General features: G+C 39.8%; 24 protein-coding genes. 6 read left to right on the forward strand and 18 right to left on the reverse strand.

Going from position 1 to position 22,566, the window contains the following annotated elements; genetic code table 11:
- Positions 1-11 precede the first annotated feature (11 nt).
- Positions 12-1,076, reverse strand: a complete 1,065-nt coding sequence (locus ACO1XM_RS01145; protein WP_486225270.1) for a LysM peptidoglycan-binding domain-containing protein — start codon at positions 1,074-1,076, stop codon at positions 12-14.
- A 183-nt stretch (positions 1,077-1,259) separates the two neighbouring features.
- On the opposite strand from ACO1XM_RS01145, the gene ACO1XM_RS01150 reads away from it, so the two are divergent.
- Both ACO1XM_RS01150 and kdsB read left to right on the forward strand, forming a co-directional pair.
- Complete coding sequence (locus ACO1XM_RS01150; protein ID WP_486225271.1) at positions 1,260-2,588, forward strand: NfeD family protein; 1,329 nt, start codon at positions 1,260-1,262, stop codon at positions 2,586-2,588.
- On the forward strand, positions 2,585-3,337 hold the full coding sequence (kdsB, locus tag ACO1XM_RS01155) for a 3-deoxy-manno-octulosonate cytidylyltransferase (protein WP_486225272.1): 753 nt from the start codon (positions 2,585-2,587) through the stop codon (positions 3,335-3,337). Before ACO1XM_RS01150 ends, kdsB begins: the two co-directional genes overlap by 4 nt.
- A 183-nt stretch (positions 3,338-3,520) precedes the next feature.
- On the opposite strand, the gene ACO1XM_RS01160 is transcribed toward kdsB, so the two are convergent.
- The 8 genes from ACO1XM_RS01160 to ACO1XM_RS01195 form a co-directional block, all read right to left on the reverse strand.
- Positions 3,521-3,937 carry a BrxA/BrxB family bacilliredoxin gene (locus ACO1XM_RS01160; protein ID WP_486225273.1) on the reverse strand — a complete coding sequence of 139 codons (417 nt, stop codon included), beginning with the start codon at positions 3,935-3,937 and terminating at the stop codon, positions 3,521-3,523.
- Positions 3,938-4,011: 74 nt separating this feature from the next.
- The gene (locus ACO1XM_RS01165; RefSeq protein ID WP_127122123.1) at positions 4,012-4,362 is read right to left on the reverse strand and encodes an SUF system Fe-S cluster assembly protein; all 351 of its coding nucleotides are present in this window, start codon (positions 4,360-4,362) and stop codon (positions 4,012-4,014) included.
- The gene (locus ACO1XM_RS01170; protein ID WP_486225274.1) at positions 4,359-4,793 is read right to left on the reverse strand and encodes a SufE family protein; all 435 of its coding nucleotides are present in this window, start codon (positions 4,791-4,793) and stop codon (positions 4,359-4,361) included. The genes ACO1XM_RS01165 and ACO1XM_RS01170 overlap by 4 nt, the downstream gene beginning before the upstream one ends.
- Positions 4,790-6,031, reverse strand: a complete 1,242-nt coding sequence (locus ACO1XM_RS01175) for an aminotransferase class V-fold PLP-dependent enzyme (RefSeq protein ID WP_486225275.1) — start codon at positions 6,029-6,031, stop codon at positions 4,790-4,792. The genes ACO1XM_RS01170 and ACO1XM_RS01175 overlap by 4 nt, the downstream gene beginning before the upstream one ends.
- Before the next feature lies 1 nt (position 6,032).
- Positions 6,033-7,319, reverse strand: a complete 1,287-nt coding sequence (gene sufD, locus ACO1XM_RS01180) for a Fe-S cluster assembly protein SufD (RefSeq protein WP_486225276.1) — start codon at positions 7,317-7,319, stop codon at positions 6,033-6,035.
- A 6-nt stretch (positions 7,320-7,325) separates the two neighbouring features.
- Complete coding sequence (gene sufC, locus ACO1XM_RS01185) at positions 7,326-8,081, reverse strand: Fe-S cluster assembly ATPase SufC (RefSeq protein WP_486225277.1); 756 nt, start codon at positions 8,079-8,081, stop codon at positions 7,326-7,328.
- A 42-nt stretch (positions 8,082-8,123) separates the two neighbouring features.
- Entirely contained in the window at positions 8,124-9,569 is a 1,446-nt protein-coding gene (gene sufB / locus ACO1XM_RS01190) for a Fe-S cluster assembly protein SufB (protein ID WP_486225278.1), read from the reverse strand.
- Between the two features lie 122 nt (positions 9,570-9,691).
- Complete coding sequence (locus tag ACO1XM_RS01195; RefSeq protein ID WP_486225279.1) at positions 9,692-10,159, reverse strand: Lrp/AsnC ligand binding domain-containing protein; 468 nt, start codon at positions 10,157-10,159, stop codon at positions 9,692-9,694.
- A 433-nt stretch (positions 10,160-10,592) separates the two neighbouring features.
- Between ACO1XM_RS01195 and ACO1XM_RS01200 the strand changes: the two genes are divergently transcribed.
- The 3 genes from ACO1XM_RS01200 (at position 10,593) to ACO1XM_RS01210 (ending at position 13,995) form a co-directional block, all read left to right on the forward strand.
- Entirely contained in the window at positions 10,593-12,272 is a 1,680-nt protein-coding gene (locus tag ACO1XM_RS01200; RefSeq protein WP_486225280.1) for an AMP-binding protein, read from the forward strand.
- Positions 12,273-12,286: 14 nt separating this feature from the next.
- The gene (locus tag ACO1XM_RS01205; RefSeq protein ID WP_486225281.1) at positions 12,287-13,378 is read left to right on the forward strand and encodes a TolB family protein; all 1,092 of its coding nucleotides are present in this window, start codon (positions 12,287-12,289) and stop codon (positions 13,376-13,378) included.
- Positions 13,379-13,560: 182 nt separating this feature from the next.
- Positions 13,561-13,995, forward strand: a complete 435-nt coding sequence (locus tag ACO1XM_RS01210) for a tellurite resistance TerB family protein (RefSeq protein WP_486225282.1) — start codon at positions 13,561-13,563, stop codon at positions 13,993-13,995.
- A gap of 46 nt (positions 13,996-14,041) precedes the next feature.
- Here ACO1XM_RS01210 and ACO1XM_RS01215 read toward each other — a convergent pair whose 3' ends face one another.
- From ACO1XM_RS01215 to ACO1XM_RS01235, 5 genes are all read right to left on the reverse strand, one after another.
- A complete protein-coding gene (locus ACO1XM_RS01215; protein ID WP_486225283.1) occupies positions 14,042-15,730 on the reverse strand; it encodes a carboxypeptidase-like regulatory domain-containing protein in 1,689 nt (562 codons plus the stop codon).
- Between the two features lie 134 nt (positions 15,731-15,864).
- Positions 15,865-16,200 (reverse strand): iron chaperone, encoded by a 336-nt coding sequence (locus ACO1XM_RS01220; RefSeq protein ID WP_486225284.1) that lies wholly within the window; start codon positions 16,198-16,200, stop codon positions 15,865-15,867.
- Positions 16,201-16,575, reverse strand: a complete 375-nt coding sequence (locus tag ACO1XM_RS01225; RefSeq protein WP_486225285.1) for a DoxX family protein — start codon at positions 16,573-16,575, stop codon at positions 16,201-16,203. It abuts the gene before it with no gap.
- Between the two features lie 36 nt (positions 16,576-16,611).
- Complete coding sequence (locus ACO1XM_RS01230; protein WP_486225286.1) at positions 16,612-17,577, reverse strand: SRPBCC domain-containing protein; 966 nt, start codon at positions 17,575-17,577, stop codon at positions 16,612-16,614.
- Positions 17,574-17,894 (reverse strand): ArsR/SmtB family transcription factor, encoded by a 321-nt coding sequence (locus ACO1XM_RS01235; RefSeq protein ID WP_486225287.1) that lies wholly within the window; start codon positions 17,892-17,894, stop codon positions 17,574-17,576. The genes ACO1XM_RS01230 and ACO1XM_RS01235 overlap by 4 nt, the downstream gene beginning before the upstream one ends.
- 269 nt (positions 17,895-18,163) lie before the next feature.
- Here ACO1XM_RS01235 and ACO1XM_RS01240 point away from each other — a divergent pair, with 269 nt between their 5' ends.
- Positions 18,164-18,574, forward strand: a complete 411-nt coding sequence (locus ACO1XM_RS01240) for a DUF6326 family protein (RefSeq protein ID WP_486225288.1) — start codon at positions 18,164-18,166, stop codon at positions 18,572-18,574.
- Here the strand turns inward: ACO1XM_RS01240 and ACO1XM_RS01245 are convergent.
- From ACO1XM_RS01245 to rlmF, 4 genes are all read right to left on the reverse strand, one after another.
- Positions 18,567-19,151 (reverse strand): Crp/Fnr family transcriptional regulator, encoded by a 585-nt coding sequence (locus ACO1XM_RS01245; protein ID WP_486225289.1) that lies wholly within the window; start codon positions 19,149-19,151, stop codon positions 18,567-18,569. The genes ACO1XM_RS01240 and ACO1XM_RS01245 overlap by 8 nt on opposite strands.
- A gap of 105 nt (positions 19,152-19,256) precedes the next feature.
- Positions 19,257-20,468, reverse strand: a complete 1,212-nt coding sequence (locus tag ACO1XM_RS01250) for a dioxygenase family protein (protein ID WP_486225290.1) — start codon at positions 20,466-20,468, stop codon at positions 19,257-19,259.
- A 62-nt stretch (positions 20,469-20,530) separates the two neighbouring features.
- A complete protein-coding gene (locus tag ACO1XM_RS01255; RefSeq protein ID WP_486225291.1) occupies positions 20,531-21,373 on the reverse strand; it encodes a LytTR family DNA-binding domain-containing protein in 843 nt (280 codons plus the stop codon).
- Positions 21,374-21,572: 199 nt separating this feature from the next.
- Positions 21,573-22,553: a 23S rRNA (adenine(1618)-N(6))-methyltransferase RlmF gene (gene rlmF, locus ACO1XM_RS01260; protein ID WP_486225292.1), complete on the reverse strand. Its 981-nt coding sequence runs from the start codon at positions 22,551-22,553 to the stop codon at positions 21,573-21,575.
- Between the last annotated feature and the right edge of the window lie 13 nt (positions 22,554-22,566).

Raw genomic sequence — 22,566 nt, forward strand, 5'->3', positions numbered from 1 at the left:
GCAGGCTTTTTTTATTTGTACCAGGTTACTTCTACCATAAACTTTGGGTCGATGGCACTTAACCTGTCGTAGGCAGATTTAGAAATTTTAATGACCAGCTTGTCATTGCCTCCCGTATCAGGCAATTGACCAATCACACGCACAAACACTTCGCGGTCGTTCAATTGATTTTTTACTTTTAGTATGGTACCAATGGGTGCATTGCGGTGCAGGGCCAGGTACTTTCTGTTACCTTGTGTTCCCTCAATCAGTTCTGCAAGACCGGCTTCGCGTACTTCTTTGCCATCTTTGTAAGCTTCTGAAATTTTAACAGGCGCAGAGATTACAGGTTGTGCATTTGTATTGGCAGGCGCTGTTTCCTTAGGTTGTTCGGCAGGCGTTACAGTTTGTACAGGTTGTGTGGTGGTAGTTTTAATGGGTTGTTGCTCCGTAATGGTTGTGCTGGTTGTTTTCATACCCTGATTTTCAGGGGCAACTACAAAAAGCGTCTGACCTAAACTGAGTTCATTGCTGTTCAGGTTATTCCATTTTTTTAATTGGTCGACACTAACGCTGTACTGCCTCGAAATAGAAAAGAGTGTTTCTTTGCTTGCCACGGTATGCACACCTTTAAGCGATTGTGGAGCGGTGTTATTACTCTTAACCACTGGCTGTTCTGTGGCTGTGCTGCTGCGCTTAACAATAAGTTCCTGACCAATTGACAAGGCATCACTGGTCAATTTGTTCATTTGTCGGAGATCATCTACTGAGATGCCATACAGTCGGGCAACAGAGTACAGGGTTTCTTTCTCTGCAACAATGTGCTTATTAGCTGCAGTATTGCTTATCTTTTTTGGTGAACTTACATAAGGTACTTTGATGATCTGCCCCACGTCCAGACCTCCGTCAGCTGAAGGATTCTGCTGAAGAATAGCCTCTACTGAAGTGCCATAGCGCTTGGAAATTCCGTATAAGGTCTCTTTCAGTTCAACTTTGTGCAATACATAAACCTTTCCATTGATCGTTTCCTTACCAACAGAGTCTACAGGAGTGGTGAAAATTGAAAAAGACGTGATTAGTGCAAAAAGTGTCATCATAACGCTACAAACAAATCTTAAACGATGTAAAGTAACAAAGTAATATCAAAATACCGGCCAAAATTCTAATAAACAGACGCTCAAATCTTTCAAATGATGTAGTTGACAGATTCAATGCATTTTTATGAATTTATACATTTTTCATGCTGTTCTCTTTCCGTATTTTTATCAAAAATGAGCTGTATGAAATTACTGAACTGGATTGCCTTTTTCTTGCTGCCATGGGCTGCTTTGGCGCAAACAAGCCCTACAAAGGTAATGGTAATGGAGATAAGATCGGAGATTGACCCCAGAACTAACCGTTATGTCGAACTGGCTCTGGAGCATGCCAGAAAAACAGAAGCTGACATCATTATCATAGACATGGACACGTATGGCGGGGTGCTTACCGATGCCAAAGAGATCGTAGACAAGATTATGGATGTAGAGAAACCGGTTTGGGTTTTCATTAACTCCGATGCAGCCTCTGCCGGTGCCCTTATCTCCATTGCCTGCGATAGCATTTATATGTCACCAGGTGCCAGTATTGGCGCAGCTACCGTAGTGGATGGCAGTGGTGAAAAAGCCCCGGACAAGTACCAGTCGTATATGCGTGGTATTATGCGGTCTACAGCCGAGCAGAACGGACGCGACCCTAAAATAGCGGAGGGCATGGTGGATGAAAGCATCGTGATTGAAGGCATCAAGGAGGAAGGAAAAATTATCACATTCACAACCACAGAAGCTATTCAATATAATTTTTGCGAAGCCAAAGTGGAGTCCGTTGAAGAGATCTTGAAAAGAAATAAGATAAGCAGTTACGAGATTGATCGCTTTGGTTTATCGGCAACAGACAGGGTGGTGGCCTTTTTCTTGAATCCTTTTATTTCCGGTTTGCTCATCTTGCTGATTATTGGAGGAATTTATTTTGAATTACAAACTCCCGGAGTAGGCTTTCCATTAGCAGCAGCTACCGTGGCACTTATTTTATATTTAGTGCCTTATTACCTGAATGGTCTGGCCGACAACTGGGAGATCATTGCGCTGTTTATTGGATTAGCACTGATAGCCGTTGAAGTATTTGTATTGCCAGGCTTTGGTGTGGCCGGCATTGCGGGTATTTCACTTACCGTGGTCTCGCTTATTTTGATCATGGTAAACAATGATGCCTTCGACTTTAACTTTGTGCCAACCAATCAATTGCTCTATGCTGCTGCGGCTGCCTTTGGTGGTTTGCTGGGAGGTATGTTAGTACTGTTTATAGGGGGCTCTCGTTTAACAGAGTCAAAGCGTTTTCAAAAAATCGCCCTGATGCAAACACAGGATAAAGCACAGGGTTATGTAGCCACCTTTTTTCCCGAAGTAATGAAAGGAAAGAGAGGAACCACCCAAACCATTATGCGCCCCAGTGGTAAGGTAACGATTGATGATAAGGTGTATGATGCCTTTACCCGAGGCGAATACATTGACAAAGGAGAAAGTGTAGAGGTAATAGGAGAGGACACAACCAGCTTGATCGTAAAGAAGGCATGAAAATTTTAGGAGTAATTCCCGCACGTTATGCATCCACCCGTTTTCCGGGTAAACCCTTGATTGACATTGCGGGTAAAACCATGGTGCAACGTGTGTATGAGCAAGTAAAAAAATCCACACTGATTACTGAGGTAGTTGTAGCGACAGATGATGTGCGCATTATGGATCATGTAGAAAGTTTTGGCGGCAAGGGAGTGCTCACCAGTGCCGAGCATCCAAGCGGTACAGATCGCTGTTTTGAAGCTTACCAGCTTATGAATAATGATTTTAACTATGTCATCAATATTCAAGGTGATGAACCTTTTATCAAGCCTGAGCAAATTGACTTATTAGCAGCATTGTTAAATGGCGATACCTTTATTGCCACCCTGGTGAAAGAACTGAAGGATCAGGAAAGTTTATTTAATCCAAATGTGGTTAAGGCAGTAATTAATGCAAAGAAGAAGGCTTTGTATTTTAGTCGCTCGCCCATACCCCATGCCCGAAATACTGCTGAAGATGCCTGGTTATTGCATCATAAATATTTTAAGCACATTGGCATGTATGCCTACAGAACAGATGTGTTAGAGGAACTGACCAAATTGCCTGTTTCTCCATTGGAAAAGACAGAATCATTAGAGCAACTGCGTTGGTTAGACAATGGTTATGAAATTATCACGGCAGAGACTAAGTCAGAAACCATTGGTATAGACACACCGGAAGACTTGCAAAAAGCGTTGGCTTATCTCAGCGAAATTCCTGCGTCATAAAAAACGCCAGGCTTAACAGCCTGGCGTTTTATTTTACAATTACCACCTTACCATGGTCTGTGTCCACACAGACCAGCAATAAGTGGTTATATTCTTTTACCCTGGTCTGTGTCCCCACAGACCAGCAATACCTTGTTGTGTTCTTTCGGTCTGTGTCTCCACAGACCGAGGTAGTATTACAGATTAACAGAACTCATCAAAAACATCCACAAGATGCTGTCCGATAAGCTGTGCGTTACGTCCTTCAATGTGATGACGCTCCACAAAATGCACTAACTCACCATTTTTGAATAATGCAATGGCAGGAGATGAAGGAGGGTAAGGTAAGGTATACTCGCGTGCTTTCGCCACAGCTTCCTTATCAACACCAGCAAAAACGGTAGTCAGGTGATCCGGTTTTTTAGCTGAGTTTTGAATAGCCCACTTAATACCGGGACGCGCAGCACCTGCTGCACAACCGCACACTGAATTGATTACCAAAAGCGTTGTGCCTTTGTGGTCTTTCAATTCTTTATCTACTTCTTCTGAAGTTTTTAATTCTTTGAAGCCCGCCACTGTTAAATCAGTGCGCATAGGAGCTACGAGTTGTTCAGGATACATATTAATTTAAGATTTAGAATTCAATTATTATTTCTATTTCAATCAATTTTAAATTTCAAATTTGAAATTTAAAATTACATAAAGCCTAGTTCCAAACGTGCTGCCTCACTCATCATTTCCTGTGTGTAGGGTGGATCAAATGTAATCTCCACCTTCACATCACTTACACCTTCAATCTCTTTTATTTTTTGCTCTACTTCACCAGGTATTTGTTCTGCAGAAGGGCAGGAGGGAGAAGTTAGCGTCATGAGTACATGTACATTATTGATCGGGTAGATATTGATTTCATAAATCAAACCCAGTTCATAAATGTCGACAGGAATTTCAGGGTCGTAAACATTTTTAATGGCGGCCAATACCTGATCGCGTAAGTTGGGGACCGTTGCGCTTTCTAATGTTTGACTTGTATTACTTTGTTCACTCATTTTCCTGCTTCTATTTTGGTTTTAAAGGCAAGGGCATAAAGCTTCATTTGCTTTACCATTGATGCGAAACCATTAGAACGTTGCGTTCCAATAAATCGTTCCATGCCTATTTTATGCATAAAGTACAGGTCAGCATGTAAGATTGCCTCTGCAGACTGGCCGTTAAATATTCTAACTAAAAGACTGACTAAACCCTTGGTGATGGCTGTGTTACTATCTGCCTGAAAGTAAAGTTTATCATCACGCAAATCTGCAGTTAACCATACTTTAGATTGACATCCTTTTACAATGTTATCTTCGGTTTTCTGTTCTTCGGGCATTTCGTTTAGTTTTTGCCCAAGTTCCATAATGTAGAAGACAGTCATTTCCATGTCTCCATCCAGTAAAGAGAACTCACTTATAATTTCGTCCTGAACTTCGTTTAGACTCATTTCATGAAATTGATCACACGTTCTAAAGCTTCCACCAAGTGGTCTACTTCTTTTCTGGTATTGTACACTGCAAAAGAAGCCCTTACGGTTCCTTCAATTTTAAAGCGATCCATCAGCGGTTGGGTGCAATGATGTCCTGTTCGCACGGCAATGCCTCTGGCGTCCAGCATCTGCCCTATGTCAAAAGGATGAATACCATCTACGGTAAAGGAGACAACACTTACTTTTTCAGCACCAGTGCCATATATTTTTACGCCCTTCAGTTGACTGATGCGTTCGGTTGCATAAACAAGTAAATCATGTTCATGGGCAGCCATAACTTCACGGCCGGTTTCTAAAATGAAGGTCATGGCATAATGAAAGGCCACCACATCGGCAATGTTGGGTGTACCTGCTTCAAACTTATAAGGAAGATCATTGTAAGTTGTTTTTTCAAAACTTACTTCTTTGATCATTTCACCACCACCATGATAGGGTGGCATTTTTTCAAGTAAGGCTTTCTTACCATATAAAATGCCAGTGCCAGTAGGGCCGTACATTTTATGGGCTGAAAGACAATAGAAATCGCAATCAAGTGCTTGTACATCTATAGGAAGATGGGCACCGGCTTGTGCACCATCAATCAGAACAACTGCTCCGACCTCATGTGCGAGGTCTATAATTTCCTTAACAGGATTGATGGTACCCAGACTGTTAGAAGCATGATTAACAGCTACAAGTTTTGTCTTGTTAGAAAGTAGGGTTTTGTAAACATCTATATCCAGTGTGCCGTTATCCTTTACAGGAATAACCTTAATGGAGGCACCGTTTGCTTCGCAAGCCAGTTGCCAGGGAACAATGTTAGAGTGATGCTCTAAACCTGATATAATGATTTCATCCCCTTTTGTTAAGAAAACTTTTGCATAAGAAGAGGCTACCAGATTAATACCTTCCGTTACACCTCTGGTGAAAATAATTTCTTCAGTAGTGACTGCGTTAATAAACTGTCTGGCCGTCTCTCTGGTTTGCTCGTAAGCCTTTGTCGCTTTTTCCGCCAAGGTGTGAATACCGCGGTGGATATTTGCATTGTAGCCTGTATAGTAGTCAACAAGTGCATTGATAACGGCACGCGGCTTTTGACTAGTGGCAGCATTGTCAAGATAAACAAGATCGCGTCCGTTTACCTGTTGATTTAATACAGGAAACTGCTCCCTTAATCTGGCAATGTCCAACTCCGTAAGCAACCTGCTACCAATCATGTTAAAAGTTTTTATGTAAGCGTTCGCTGACTAAATTATCAATATAGTTGCGAAGTGTTTCATTGCTGATTTTTTCAATGACCTCACCTGCATATGCATAGAGTAAAAATGCACGTGCAGAATCTTTGGATATACCTCTTGACTGCATGTAGAAAAGCGCTTCTTCATCTAATTGACCGGAAGTACAGCCATGCGAGCACTTCACGTCATCTGCCCAAATCTCTAGCTGAGGTTTGGTGTTGACAGTTGCTTTATCGGATAATAAAATATTCCTGTTCGACTGAAAGGCATTTGTTTTTTGTGCCTGCGGGCGAACATAGATCTTACCATTAAATACACCTTTGGAGTTGCCATCCATTACACCTTTATACAACTCATTGCTGATGGAGTTTGGTTTACGGTGGTCTGCAACGGTGTGGTTATCGGCCAAAGTATCGCCTGTGAGTAAGTATAAACCATACATGTGCGAATCGATGCCCTCACCATCCAGCGAAAGATGTAAGTTATTGCGAATGGCTTTACCATTTAATGAAAGTGTAAAGCAGTTAACACGGCTGTTGCTCTCTTGTTGTATGCTGGTGTGGTTAAACTGGTAACGCTGACCACCATCATTCTGGATGAGTGTATAAGTCAGTCCTGCATTTTCTGCTACGAAAACTTCGTTAACGCTAGTAGAAAAATTGGCCTCACCGATGGAATCATATTTTTCAATAATGCTTACCTCACTGCTTTTGCCAACAAGGACTAGGTTGCGTGAAGCCGTAATTACTTTGCCTTTGCTCGCATCATTAATTTGGTGAATCAGGATCGGTTTTGTTACCTGGACCTTGTTTTTCACTTCAATCAACAAGCCATTGTTCCAGGTAGCAGTGTTGAGTGCCACAAAAGCATCCGCTTTGGTATCAGCCAGTTTGCTAAAGTATTTTTCTACCAGTTCTTTGCGCTCAGTCAATGCAGAAGCCAATGGCTGGATATTTAATTCTTCAGTAGAGAAAGCAGATTGTGCCTTATCAAATTCACCATTGATGAATACCAACACATGTGCGTCTAAATTCTGAATACGAAAAGTATCTGCAGCAGTATTGACTTTGCTTCCATTCACAGCCAGACTCTGAAAATTCTTTTCTAACAAACGACTGATAGCCGTGTGTTTGTATTCTTCAGTTTTAGAAGTAGGTAAACCAAGTGAGCGAAGCGTATCCAGCGCCTGATGACGAATATTACTTGTAGCATCGCTGGGTACAGCAATGTTTTCAAGTAAATTATTTTTTACAGCTAAATCCATCATAAACGCTTAAGCAAGTTCAACCTCTTCTTTAATCCAATCGTAACCTTTTGCCTCAAGTTCAAGTGCAAGCTCCTTACCACCTGATTTTACAATTCTTCCTTTGTACAATACGTGTACAAAATCAGGAACGATATAATCAAGCAGGCGCTGATAGTGTGTTACCACAATGGTGGCATTATTCTTTGACTTCAATTTATTAACACCGTTCGCTACAATTTTCAGCGCATCAATATCAAGACCTGAATCTGTTTCGTCCAGTATGGAAAGCTTTGGCTCCAGCATAGCCATTTGGAAGATTTCATTTCTCTTCTTTTCACCACCGGAGAAACCTTCATTCAAAGAACGGTTCAGTAAGGACTGATCGATTTCAACCAGTTTCATTTTTTCTTTCATTAATTGAAGGAAAGAAACAGCATCGAGTGCTTGTTGACCTCTGGCTACACGAATCTGGTTTAAGGCAGTCTTCATAAAGTTGACAGTGCTTACCCCTGGTATTTCTATAGGATATTGAAAAGCTAAGAACACACCTTCACGAGCGCGTTCTTCTGGTGCCATCTCCAATAAGTTTTTTCCCAGGAAGTTTACTTCCCCACCAGTTACTTCATATTCTTCTCTTCCGGCCAATACAGAAGCAAGTGTACTCTTGCCAGAACCGTTAGGTCCCATGATGGCATGCACTTCGCCTGGTTTGATTTCGAGGTTAATACCTTTTAGAATTTCTTTCTCTTCAATCCGAGCTTGTAGATTTTTTATCGACAACATTATTTTTAAATCTTAAATCTTAAATCTTAAATCTTAAATCTTTTATCCTACACTTCCTTCTAAAGTTAAAGCCAGTAATTTCTGGGCTTCTACTGCGAACTCCATTGGTAATTGGTTCAATACTTCCTTTGCATAACCATTTACGATTAGGGCAACGGCAGACTCTTCGTCAATACCACGTTGCTGGCAATAGAAAATCTGATCTTCACCAATCTTTGAAGTAGTGGCTTCGTGTTCAATTTTTGCAGAGCTATTTTCTACATCAATGTAAGGGAAAGTGTGTGCACCACACTGATCGCCCATCAACAATGAATCGCACTGAGAGAAGTTACGTGCATTGTCTGCACGTTTCATGATATGCACCTGTCCACGATAAGAGTTCTGTGATTTACCGGCAGAAATACCTTTCGACACAATTCTTGATTTGGTGTTTTTACCAATGTGAATCATTTTAGTGCCTGTATCTGCCTGCTGCATGTTGTTGGTAACCGCTACAGAATAGAACTCACCGGAAGAATGATCGCCTTTCAGAATACAAGATGGGTACTTCCAGGTAATGGCAGAGCCCGTTTCTACCTGTGTCCAGGAAACTTTAGAGTGATCTCCGGCACACAAAGCGCGCTTGGTTACAAAATTGTAAATACCACCCTTGCCTTGCTTGTCGCCAGGGTACCAATTTTGAACAGTTGAATATTTAACATGCGCATCTTTCATTGCAAAAATTTCTACTACGGCCGCATGCAATTGATTTTCGTCACGTTGAGGAGCTGTACAACCCTCCAGGTAACTTACGTAGGAGCCTTCGTCTGCCACAATCAACGTTCTTTCGAACTGACCTGTGTTAGCGGCATTAATACGGAAGTAGGTTGACAATTCCATCGGGCATCTTACGCCTTTGGGTATGTAGCAGAAAGAACCATCAGAGAATACAGCTGAGTTAAGTGCTGCGAAATAATTGTCGTTTACTGGCACAACCGAGCCCAAGTATTTTTTAATCAGTTCCGGATGTTCACGTACTGCTTCGCTGAATGAACAGAAGATAATACCCATCTCAGCCAAAGTAGATTTGAAGGTGGTGGCTACCGAAACACTATCAATAACAGCATCAACCGCTACACCGGTCAATCTTTTTTGTTCGGTCAGGGAAATGCCAAGCTTCTCAAAAGTCTTTAAAAGCTCAGGATCTATATCTTCCAGGTTTTTAGGCTTGGCCGCTTGTTTAGGTGCGGAGTAATAAATGATATCCTGATAGTTGATTGTTGGATAAGTTACATTGGGCCATTTAGGCTCAGTCATTTTAAGCCACTGACGGTAAGCGCTTAAACGCCACTCCAGCATCCACTCTGGCTCATTCTTTTTCGCAGAAATAAAGCGAACAATATCCTCACTCAAGCCTTTAGGGGCGGAATCTGTCTCTAAATCAACATTCCACCCATGTTCATACTCTTTTGAGGTGATTTCTTCCAAAACTTGGTTGTCCTTCGCCATGTGTCTATTTAGACTTATTTTAATCTACAAAAGTAAAACAAAAGGGGGTACTATAAGTTCTTTTTGGACGCATTCTTTGAACAAAAAATACTTCAGAACCTTTGAATGGGCATTTATTGAGATCATGTAGTCAGGTCCAGGTTTCTGTCGAGGCTTTCTTCGAGAGAAATCATGGTTTCGGTACGCTCTATGCCTTCAACCTGTTGCATTTTATCGTGTAGAACCAACTTGAGGTGGTTTGTGTCGCGGCAATGAATGCGCACGAACATCGAATAGTTGCCCGTTGTATAGTGGATGCTCGTGATTTCGGGTATTCCCTTCAATTTGGCCAGTACCTGATCATATAAAGCACTCTTTTCCAGATAGATACCGATAAAGGCTGTAATGTCGTAGCCTAGTTTGGCATAATTAAGCTTTAAGGTTGTTTTCTCTACAATACCTGCTTCCTCCAGTTTATTCATGCGCACATGAACGGTACCCCCGGATACGAAGGCCTTTTTAGCCACCTCCGTAAAGGGCTTTTTGGCATCCTGCATGAGTATTTCCAGAATTTTGAGGTCGGTTTTATCGACTTGATAATTTTCAGTCATTTTAAGGTATTTGTTTTATTGAATTATCAGTATTTTATAAAATTATTAAAAATTATGTAATAATTGCTACTAAGTATTGAACAGGTTAACAGTTATAGCTTGCTTTGCTTAACAATTCGACATTGAAGGGTGTTGGAATTTGGCAGACAAGCCCTCCGGTCTCGGGGGTGGGGGTAAACAGGAAAAAGCCCGGTTTACCCATCCTGATGGTCACCACCAGGATGGGATCTTATCGCGGCCTAACTGCCTCTTGGAGGTTCGAGTCCTCCCCCTTCAGCAAAAGTCCCGACTTAGGTCGGGACTTTCTTTTTTAAGCGCCTATTCATGAATTACTCATCAGTCTGAATCTGCCACCATACAAAATGGGCTTAGGTTATTCCTCAAAATTTTTAGCTTTGGAATCGATTTCGATTTTTTAACAAGACTAAATACTATGCAAGATTTTCCCTGGTTCAAGCTTTACCCTGCGGGCATCCCACATGAAATAAAAGAGAACGAGTATAGTTCTATTATCGAATTGTTCGAAGACAGTTGTAAAAAGTTTAAAGACCGTGTGGCCTTTGAGAACATGGGCGTTACCATGACTTTCGGACAGGTGGATCAATTATCGAGAGATTTCGCAGCTTATCTGCAACAGGAATTAAAACTTCAAAAAGGTGATCGCATTGCCATTCAAATGCCAAATCTTTTGCAATTTCCTGTCGCTTTTTTTGGCGCTTTACGAGCAGGGCTTATTGTGGTGAACACAAACCCCTTGTACACACCCAGGGAAATGGAACATCAGTTTAAGGATGCAGGCGTAAAGGCGATTGTGATTGTGGCCAACTTTGCCAATAGCCTTGAACAGATTCTTGCACACACATCTATCAAACATATTATTGTAACACAGCTGGGCGATATGCTGGGCACTGTAAAAGGTGCTTTAGTGAATTTTGTGGTGAAGCGAATCAAAAAAATGGTACCTGCCTATTCTTTGCCAACTGCTTTAAGCTTTAACGCAGTACTAAAAAGAGGTGCTGAGCTTTCGTATACCAAGCCCGTTGTCAGCAATGATGACATAGCCGTTTTACAATATACAGGAGGTACTACTGGTATTTCCAAAGGAGCGCAATTATCGCATGGCAATATTGTGGCGCACAATTCTATGATCAAGAATTGGTTCAAGCCTTATCTGGAAAAACAAGTTGAGGGTGGCGATTTAATTATTACGGCCATTCCCATGTACCACATCTTTGCCCTTACGGTTAATGGCATGTTGATGTTTAATACTGGGGTAAAAAGTGTGCTGATTACCAATCCGAGAGACATAAAAGGTTTCATTAAAGAATTGAAGAAGCACAGGGTAACCATCTTTACAGGTGTAAACACTTTGTACAATGGTCTGCTTAACAATCCGGATTTTAAACACCTCGATTTTTCTGCATTAAAAGGTGCTATTGGTGGTGGTATGGCTGTGCAAGATGCCGTTGCAACGCGATGGAAAGAAGTTACAGGCACACCCTTGATTGAAGGTTATGGTTTAAGTGAAACATCGCCTGTATTGTGTTGCAATCCTTTAGATGGTAATCACAAACAGGGTACTATTGGTTTACCCATGCCCAGTACCGAAGTAGCCATCTTTGATGATGATGGTAAACAGTTAGCCATAGGTGAAAGGGGAGAGATTTGTGCCAGAGGCCCGCAAGTAATGAAGGGATACTGGGAAAAAGACAATTCAGGTGTGTTCTTTCCAGGTGGCTGGTTCCGCACGGGAGATATTGGTTTAATGGATGCTGATGGCTTTTTCAAAATTGTTGATCGCAAAAAAGACATGATTAAAGTTTCAGGCTTTAATGTATATCCTAATGAAATTGAAAATGTCATTGCCGGCCATCCGGGTGTGCTGGAAGTAGCAGCCATTGGTGTGTCCGATGAAAAATCAGGGGAAGTGATTAAGGCTTTTATTGTGAAGCGCGATCAAAGCCTGACGGAAGAGGATGTAAAGGAATTCTGTCATAAAAACCTGACTAATTATAAAGTGCCTAAATACATTGTTTTCAGAACTGAGTTGCCTAAAACCAATGTGGGTAAAATCCTGCGCAGGGCATTGAAGGAAGAAGAGGCTAAAGCTTAACCACTAATTAATTAATGATACGTTCTATACTTTTTGTTTGCTGTATACTTTTGTTAAGTGCAGCGACTTCTACTAATTCTGTTTACGTTGCTTCAGCCACTTCAGATTCATTATTGTATCCTCAGGAAAAGCATTTTAAGAATTTACGACAACTCACTTTTGGAGGCGATAACGCTGAGGCGTACTGGAGCTTCGATAGCAAACGCGTTGTTTTTCAGTCGAACTTTAGTAACTGGGGTGTTCAATGTGATCAGATTTTCACAACAGCTATTGAAGGTGTATCATTAAAGGATAACAAACCGGTGATGTTAAGTACAGGAAAAGGAAGAACGACCTGTTCTTACTTTTTACCGGGTGATAAAACGATTGTATATGCATCAACACATTTGGGTGGTGATGATTGCCCGAAAGAACCAGAGCGCACACCGGGAGGGAAGTACCTCTGGTCTGTTTTTGCTTCGTATGATATTTTTGTAGCAGACCTGAGTGGAAAAATTGTTAAGCAATTAACCAAGACTGACGGGTACGATGCAGAGGCGACAGTATCTCCGAAAGGAGATAAGATCGTATTTACATCGGTGCGTAATGGTGACCTGGATTTATACACCACGAATATTGACGGCAGTAATGTAAAGCAGATTACGAACACCATCGGTTATGACGGAGGTGCTTTCTTTTCGCCAGATGGTAAAAAGATTGTGTTTCGCGCCTCACGCTTTAAAACTGAAGAGGAGAAAGCAGAGTATAAAGAATTACTTAATCAGGGTTTGGTAGCACCTACTAATATGGAAATTTTTATCTGTAACGTGGACGGAAGTGATTTAAAACAGGTTACTAATTTAGGCAAGGCTAACTGGGCTCCCTTTTATCACCCTAATGGTAAGAAGATCATTTTTTCTTCCAACCACCATGGACAGCGTGGCTTTCAGTTTAATTTGTTTATGATCAACGAGGATGGTACTGGTTTACAGCAAATCTCCTACGACAACGTTTTTGATTCATTTCCGATGTTTTCACCGGATGGTAAAAAGATTATCTTCTCCAGCAACCGCAATAATGGTGGGACACGCAATACCAATTTATTTGTGGCAGACTGGGTTGATTAACTATAGTACTAATCCATATAATTTGAAGAACCAAAATTTCAACCAGTAAACTATCCGTCAGACCGCTCTTTTGCGTAGCAAACAGCGGTCAGACGGATTTGAGGTAAATACACTGACTACCGTTTTAAATATTAGTAATTTCTAGTTAAGAAATGTAAATTCGAACTCTTCAACCTGATTTTATGCAAGGCTTTTTCGAACACCAATACCTTACTTACAAAAAGAACCACATCAAAAGCTTGCTGGCTTTGGCCAAAGCCGATGATCACATGCACGAAAGTGAGATCACCCTATTGTTTAAGATAGGACAGAAGTACGGTTTAAAGGACTGGCAGATACAAAACCTGCTGGACTCAGTGGAAAAATTTGAGCTGACTGTGCCGGACAACTTCAATGATAGAATGAATCTTTTGTATGATTTGTTATTAATGGTTTATGCAGATGGTGTGGTAGAGCAGCGCGAGATTGACTTTTGTGAGGATGTAGCCAAACGTTTTCAAATGAAGAAGGGAATTGTCAATTGGCTTATTAAGATTTTTGAAAAAGGCACACCACCACCACCTGATGAGTGGATAGAAATAAAGCGCGAAGCAGAGGAACGCTTTGAGGAAAAGTAAAAGGGAATTAAAGCGATAACTTACAAAAAGCCGGGTGATCCGGCTTTTATTTTAATGCCTGCTCTATCACGAGATTAAAATCTTTTAGCAAATCTGGATCACTTGGCCGTTTTGCATTGAGTTCAAAGAACTCACCATTCTGTTTAATTAGTAGATAGCGGGGGATACTGGTCACGTCAAAGAATTTAAGAAAATCTGCAGTAGGCCCAATTCTATAGTGCATGAACCCCGGCAAAACCAGGTTATGTTTAGCCAATGCTTTTTTCCAGGCAGCTTCATCATCATCAATTGACAAAAGAACAAATGTTATTTTATCCTTATACTTATCTAATAGCTTTTTAGAATGGTAAAACTCTTTAATGCATGGTCCGCACCAGGAAGCCCAAAAGTCAATGTAGAGTATGCGCGACCCTTTACTTTGTTCAAAAAATCTTTCAAACTTATCAATGTCAGTACCATGTTCCTCGACTGATTTTTTCACAAGGCTATCATAGATAATGAATTGCTCCTTAAGAGATCGCTGCCCTCCCAGATCGCGAACAATTTTCTCTTCAAGCGGAGTTTCTTTCAATATGTTATAATTGTTCCAGAAAGCAGAATCGTACTTGATGGAGTAGAGTTCTTTTTTATCTGGTTCTTTACCTTTAAATTTTTCAAAGTCTTTTATCTGAAAATCGTTGACCATAAGATCTATATGGTAGGTGTGTTTGAATTTATGTAGTTTGATATAATTATTCCCCTCCTTTGAGATATGTTTTAAATAATATTCGCCTAATGCTTTCTGATATGTTACAACCGAAGTAATGGTGTCATAGGCAATGCGCCTTTGTTCTGCCCTAACAAAGGCATAGTCTTTTGCATTTATGTACAAGGTACCTGACCTGGTTTGTTTTAGCAGAAAGCCCGAGTTAAGCTCAACGCCCTCTTTTCTTAAATGATAGTCAATTTTATAGACATCTTCATTATCATGCCTGGTAATGCCTACTAAATTGAAATCATAGTCTTTTAAATTCACTTTCAATGAGCTTACTCCGGAGAAAAGTGATTGCAATATGTCCGATGAGGTACCTCCCGATTGATAAGAAGCAATGTCAGTTTCCATGGCTGAGTATAAAGCGATTGGTGCATGATTACTTGAAACTTTTGTGCTATCAAGACTTCTTCTTAATTGAGTTACCCTTATCTCATCTTTTACACCAGGTTTGTTGGTAATGGCTTTATGTCCTTTTCGTTTGTAAATATCAACTGCGGCTTCAATCAATCGACCATAGGAGCTGTCATCTTTACAATAATGACGATAGAATGTTTTGTATACAAAAGGCTTTGAATGGTAGTTCTTCCGCACTTTACTAAAAGCTTTCTTAACTATTTTTTCAGGACGCTGGTCTTTACCTAAAATCACTACCTCCCTTAATTCAGTTTTTGAAGGTGTTAATTCAATCTGTTTAAAGCCCTCAGTACTTTCTACCAATCCAACTTCATAGCCTACACATGAAATGCGAATTTTTTGATTTGATTTAATTAAAGATGCTTTAATTTTAAAGGAAAACTCACCCAGCAAATTTGTACTGGTTCCTATTCCGGAATTCTCCAGGCCAATGGAGGCATATGGAACTGGTTCTTTTGTTTCCTTGTCAATTATAATGCCTTCGAGTTTAAGAAGATGTACTTCTTGTTGGGACTGAACTTTTTGAAATATGATTAAGGCTAAGAATAATACTAATATTCCTTTCATGACTCAACTTTTTATAACTGAAAAGTAGTCAGAAGAATGAGCATTAGATAGTTAATTTTTCTTCATACTATCTTAAGGTTGTGATTTAAGGAATAGACTAAGCCAAAGTATTTGGTTCAAAGAGAATAGGGAATTTATACCTGTTTTGACTTTGCCAGAATAATTGATTTTATTAATTCAACGGGCAATGCTTCGCTGTGCCAAAAATGAAGCGAGTCTTTTGTGTTTTTCGCTCGGTAATTTTTAATCTCTTTTTCTAAGTCACCTAAGCCATATACCGGATACATGCCAATATGCTTTTTGTAGGCAGCAAAATACAGATGATGTTTTCCTACTTTATAAGCAGGCATTTTATAGCGAATGCTCTCTTCAACATTTGGTATCAGCTGAAAGAATAATTGCCTTAATGTACTGAGCCTTTCCTGAACAGTTTCAGGAAAGGCTTTAATATATTGGTCAACCGGATTCATTTAACTTAACAAATATGCATACTTCACACGATTATCATAAATCAGTTTTCCGATGAGTGCAACAATAATAAGTGCAATGGGTAATCCTGTTGGTTCTACAAAAATGTGTGTAAGCAAAATGCCCACCACAACCGGGAACAGTACTAAGGTACCCAAAGCCCTGGTTTTAGGAACGATGATGAGTAAACCACCTAGCAATTCTGCGGCTCCCAACAGAGGCATGAGCCAGGATATTTCCATAATGGCCATAAAATCTTTTACCATTGGTTCTGGTAAATTATCTGGCGGAGGCATGTAATTAAAGAATTTGTTAAGACCACCATTGATAAATAATAGCCCCATGAGAACGTAGAGAACGAAGAATACTTTTTTCATGTCAGTTACTTAAATTTTGTATTGTGATTAAATATTTTACTTGATCAGACAGTTCACCATCCAGTTGATGCCGTATTTGTCGGTGAAACTGCCGAAGTAAGCACCCCAGAACATGTCCTGTAAAGGCATGCTTATATTTCCTCCGGCAGAAAGTTCATCAAAGATCCTTTTCGCTTCTGCTCTGCTATCCGGCTCGAGTGAGATGTGCATATTATTTCCCTGTGTTACAGTAAAACCCATTTCTTTAGGCGCATCAGTGCCCATTAAAATATGGTTACCAATAATAGGCAGCTCAACATGTAACACCATTTTTTTAACATTGTCAGCTACGGGAGGTTGATTGGCATCGGCAGGTAAATCACCAAAGCGTTGAATGCCACCACTGGTGAATTCAGTTTTAAAAACAGACTTGTAGAATAGAAAAGCTTCCTCCGTATTACCTGGAAAATTGAGGTAAGTACAAACCCTTGCCCTATTGTCTGTTTTATATTGATTTCTAAGTTGGAACTGTGCCTCAATGTATTGATCAAGATTTTGCAAGCCCATCGTAAAGCCTTCCTTGAAGCCCATTTGAATGATTGCTTCTAAATCACTCAAGGTCTCAAAACCTATTTCTATTTCAACCAGTGTATTTACTTTTTGCTGATGAAAAATATTTTTCCATGTTGATCTTGGTTTAGTTGTGTTAATAGTTCCATGTTCGTCAGAAAAAGCATCCTTACCGGAAAAGCTTTTGCCCTTCACAATTTTATCATAATCCAGGGTGCAATACTGTTTGTCTCCATCCGGGCCTACCATCGCATATAACCAACGGCCACCTTCTTTGAAGTTCATAGATTTTGTTTCACATTTCCAGGGCTTAGGTGCCCACCATTGGTCGAGCAGTTGTGCTTCAGTCCACGCTGCCCAGACTAAATCTACATCGGCAGCAAATTCTCTTTTCACCTCAATGGTGTTATTCTTTTTGTTAACGGTAAAGTCAAATTGTAAGTGTGGATTCATTTCTTATTGGTTTTAAGATTGGCTAATACTTTATCAAGTTGTAAGAAGCGGCTTTCCCAGATTTTTCTGAATTGGTCAAGCCATTTGTCTATTTCTTTCATTTTGTCGGCATTGAGCTGATAATAAATTTCCCGGCCTGATTGTTCTTGTTCCACAAGCTGACATTCTGTTAAAATTCGCAAGTGCTTTGATATAGCCTGGCGACTGCTATCAAAATGCTCTGCGAGTCCGTTGGGTGTCATAGCCTGTGCGGCAATCAATAACAGTATGGCACGTCTTGTAGGGTCGGCAATGGCCTGAAAAACATCTCTCCTCATAAACCGTTTATCATTAATATGAAACTAAACAGTTGCAAATATACACGCAACCAATCGGTTTCTCAAAATATTTTCAATCATTTTTTTAAGAATAATGGGAATCGTGTTTTTTATTGAAATAACCAAGAAAATTTAGCTGAGTTAATAATACAGCATGTATGCCTGCCTTTATGCATGTAGAGGCGGACAGAAGATTTCTTTATTGACTATAGTCAACGAGTAAGCGTTTGTGGGTACCTAATTTTGAGCATAGAAGAAACTATAAGCGTATGAAAGACTATAAGGTTCTGTTATCTACACTCTGGGTGTTCGTCACCTTAAATTATCTGTATTGCGATTTGATTGGTTTGATGGATTCAAATCTCCTCAAGCAATACCTGACCGGAGCAGTGGAGGGTTTGATTATTGATGAAACTTTTTTACTCTATGCCGGCATATTAATGGAGCTCCCCATTGCCATGATTTTACTATCAAGACTATTGAGAGACAGGATCAATGCCTGGTTTAATATCGTGACTGGTTTTATTAAGACTGTAGTAATGCTAATTACCTTGTTTATGGGCAGTACAACGCAGTACTACGCATTTTTCTCTTTTATTGAAATCTGTACAACCCTTTACATTATTGCTATAGGGATAAAATGGATCAGGTCAATGTCTGGCAATGAAATTACTACTTAGCTTCTTTTTGGAAGCTTATTCTTTTTCTGATCCTGCTTAATGATTCGGGTGTAAGACCCAGGTAACTGGCTATGTAATACTGGGGTATGCGTTGCAGCAATTCGGGTTTATCCTTAACAAGATTTTCGTAGCGTTGCGTGGGAGAATCTGTTTGAAATGCCTGTAACAGCGCTTGTTTTTTAGCAAAGGTATTTTCCATCACTGCCCTGGAGATTGTTTCGAAACGAGGAAATACCTTGAAAAGCGCCTGAGCAGATGCTTCATTACCTGTAATGAGCTCAGTATCTTCCAGACATGTTAAAAAGTAATTGGTTGTTTTATTTCCAGCAAAAGAATTCAGAGAAATGATCCACTCATTTTCAGCGAAAAAATTGATTGTGAGATCATTTCCGTCTACCATTTTGTATTGCCTTACTAAACCCTTTACAACAAAGAAAGTATTGTTATCAACATCACTTTCTTTTAGTATGATGTCACCCTTCTTAAAATGGAGCACAATCATACTGGCAAGAATGGTCTTCTCTTCTTCAGGAGTAAAAGTAGCAAAACTTGAAAAGTGTTTAATCAACGGATGCATCACGTAAAGTTACTTTGTTGTGGTGGTAATAGCCATTCAAGTATGAATCGTGAAAGTAGAGTTTTGCTGCGATATAGCAAAGTGTGTAAAAGACACTATTTTTTTTTAATGATGCGCTGGCTCTTTCAAATGAAAGAATTCGTCCCTACTTTCATTTAAGGCTTCAAGAATCATGTTGAAATTTTCCGATGTGGGTTTTAAGTCTATGTATTTATCAACAATGCTTCTGTGTTTGTAAATAATAAAAGTGTTATCTACTTCAGGATTGATTTTGTTAAGATTGGCCTCTGTAAATTCATCGGTAAAGGAGGGTACGAATGTGAGCGCAACATTTTTGATGTGTAAATCTTCACCGATTTTAGTCAATTCATTTATCCTGACTTCCTTGTTGTAATTTTTATCATTACCATACACAAAGTAAGCTTTTAAATATTCTCTTCTGTTAATACTTTCTTTTTCTAAAAATAGAAGCCAGTTTTTTATATCCTCCCAATTTGGATTGTTACCAACAAAGTATATGATGCCGTGATAGCGACCGTACTTACAGACAGGACAGGTCTGTGTTCCTTTGTCAGGGCCATACGCATGATGGGGGATAAACGAAGGTTGATCTTCTCCGATATTTAACCCCGAGGATTTAGATACACTATTTTTTTTCGGGTAGTTAGGGATATTGAGCCCAAGTACAAGATCATGCTCGGCAATCTGAAATTCATCATTCAGCAAAACACGTACAATACCACTGCCACAGCGATTCTGCATGGGATATTTTTTTAGATAATTAATGAGCAGTTTGTCATCATCAAAAACGATGTCTTCCGCATAGTACTCATTGGCAATGTTCGGTTCTTTAATAGATAGGTGAATATGAGCAGGTAATACATCATTAGGGTAGGGTGCCGGTCTTATGGTATGGATGCTGTACTTCCCATTTTGATCAGTCATGATCCAGCCTCGAAGATGACCGTGTTGCCTGGCTTTTTCATTTAAACCTGCTTTGTAAGCATAGTAGCCATCTTGATCGGTGTGCCAATAATAGACAATTACACTCGGTGCCGGGGTTTTGCCATCAAGCTTATAAACTGTTCCGGTGATTATCAATTTTTGCCCTTTTTCAAACCAAGCACTGCTGGTGTTTGTGGCATTAATAACATGCGGCATGTCAACATACATTATTTCGCACCCATCGCAACCGCCACCAACGATTTGTCTATTGGCATTTGTACTTAGGTTAGATTCCTTGGCTTGCCCACTACATCCAGTGAGCGACAAACTGAGGATCATTAGCACGAAGGTAGGTATTCTTGATTTTTTCATATTTTTTTGGCAAGAATCGCTTCTGCTAGCATTTCTTGCAAAAAGAATAGGCCAACACGATGTCAATCTGTTGTATCCTGAGGACTTTTCTCAAATTTGGATTTAAAATCAGCAACAAAATTCCTGCTCAGCCTTAATGTTGAACCGTCTTTCATGGTTAAGTCATAGTCCCCATTAAGCCTGGATTTGTAATATTGAATGTAGTGGAGGTTAACAATGGTCGATTTGTGTATCCTTACAAAAATATTGCTATCTAATTTTTTTGAAAGAGACTTCAGCGTCTGGTTGTATAAATAACGTTTTTCCAGGTGATGAATAGTAACATAGGGACTATTGGCCGATAGAAATTGAATATCTTTTGTTTCAATGGTTAGATGACGGTCGGCATCAGTGATAGCCAGCGACTGAACAAAGCTTTTTGAATTAGCTTGTATTAAGCCATTTGCACTATTTTTAAGGTGATTGGTTTTCGTTTTTAGCTTTTCAAAAACAAAAAATGATAGGGCATAGGAAATCAGTAAAACAAAACTGTATTCAGTAAGCCCGTAGTAAAAAGTTTGTGCAAATGGGAAGGTATTTTCGAAGAATAAAGCCGAGATAATTAATACAATGATTGAATACAGCATAAGGTGTGTTACTGAAAGCAATAGAATTGCTGGTGCATACTGATATTTTTTTGATACATGGTGACTAAACAAATACTGTGTATAAAAGAAGATTAAAAACAACCACCAGAAACAACTGAATAGGAGCGATTCGGAAAGATAGAAGGTGTAGTTGTGAAAACTGGATTCGAGGGCATCCAGTATTATCGTTAAAGTAATGCAGAGCGTGAGCACCACGATTGCGAAAATTATTTTTTTTCTATTGATTAATTGTTGAACGCGATTCAAATACATTTCCATTTCGCTGATTGGCTAACCTATCTAAAACTTATTCAAAATAGTCTGTGCTGAACTGTTTAACAAGATTTGTAGCGGATTTAAGTCTTTGGGTGCAAATAATTAGGGCAGTAGAGATCAGCGCATATTTATTGTAGCCATATCTGAATTCTTATTAAAGAGCCCAATTTTATCTTAATCTCTGTGATTTAACCTTCAAACTCTAGCTTCCAGTCGCAATTCTCCACCTTTCGTCAACCCACTTTATTTGCTGTTCGTGATTTAAAAATGTCCAGGCCACAAAGCGACTTACTTTGTTCCCTTGTGCCATGGTGATTGTTTTAATTTCAACAGCATGCACTTTTTCAAGCGCTGCATAAATAGTTTTAAGGTGGTCGGATTTAGCAACCAATGATGTAAACCAAAAACATGAAGTAGCAAAGTCCTTACTTTCTACGATCATGTTTTGGATAAATCTTTTTTCTCCGCCAGCGCACCACAATTCATTACTCTTTCCACCAAAGTTTAAGTTTGATTTGGTTATTTTTTTGTGATTGAGGTTGCTCAATTTGCGAAGCGTACCTGCCTGGGCTTCTTCCAATGATGCATGAAAAGGAGGGTTACAGATGGTAAGATCAAAATAGTCATCTGCTTGGAGTATGCCTCTGAAAATACCGCTGGTATTTTTTTGTAAACGCAGTTCTATTTTCCCCTTTAGGGAAATATTTTTATCAACGATTTCCGTAGCGGCTTTTATGGAAACATTTTCCACATCAGATCCTGTGAAGTGCCAACCATATTCAGCACGACCAACGATAGGATAGATGCAATTGGCGCCAACACCAATATCCAGACATTTTATTTGACCGCCCTTTGGAATTATTCCCTTATTAGATGCTGCCAACAGATCAGCCACATAATGTATGTAATCAGCTCTGCCTGGAATAGGAGGGCACAAATAGCCAGGTGGTATTTGCCAGTATGTAATGTGGTAATAATGTTTTAACAAGGCTTTGTTCAACATCATGACTGCTTCCGGATTTGCAAAATCAATAGAAGCATCCTTAAATTCATTTAATCTGACGAAGGGGGATAATTCGGGACAAGATTGGATGAGCAGGGGAAAGTCATAACGTTGCCGATGCTTATTGCGCGGATGCAGCGATGTCTTTTCTTTGGGATGTTCTTTCTTCTTAGGTAGCATCAAGGGCTAAGTT

It is taken from the genome of Chryseotalea sp., from assembly GCF_057350905.1.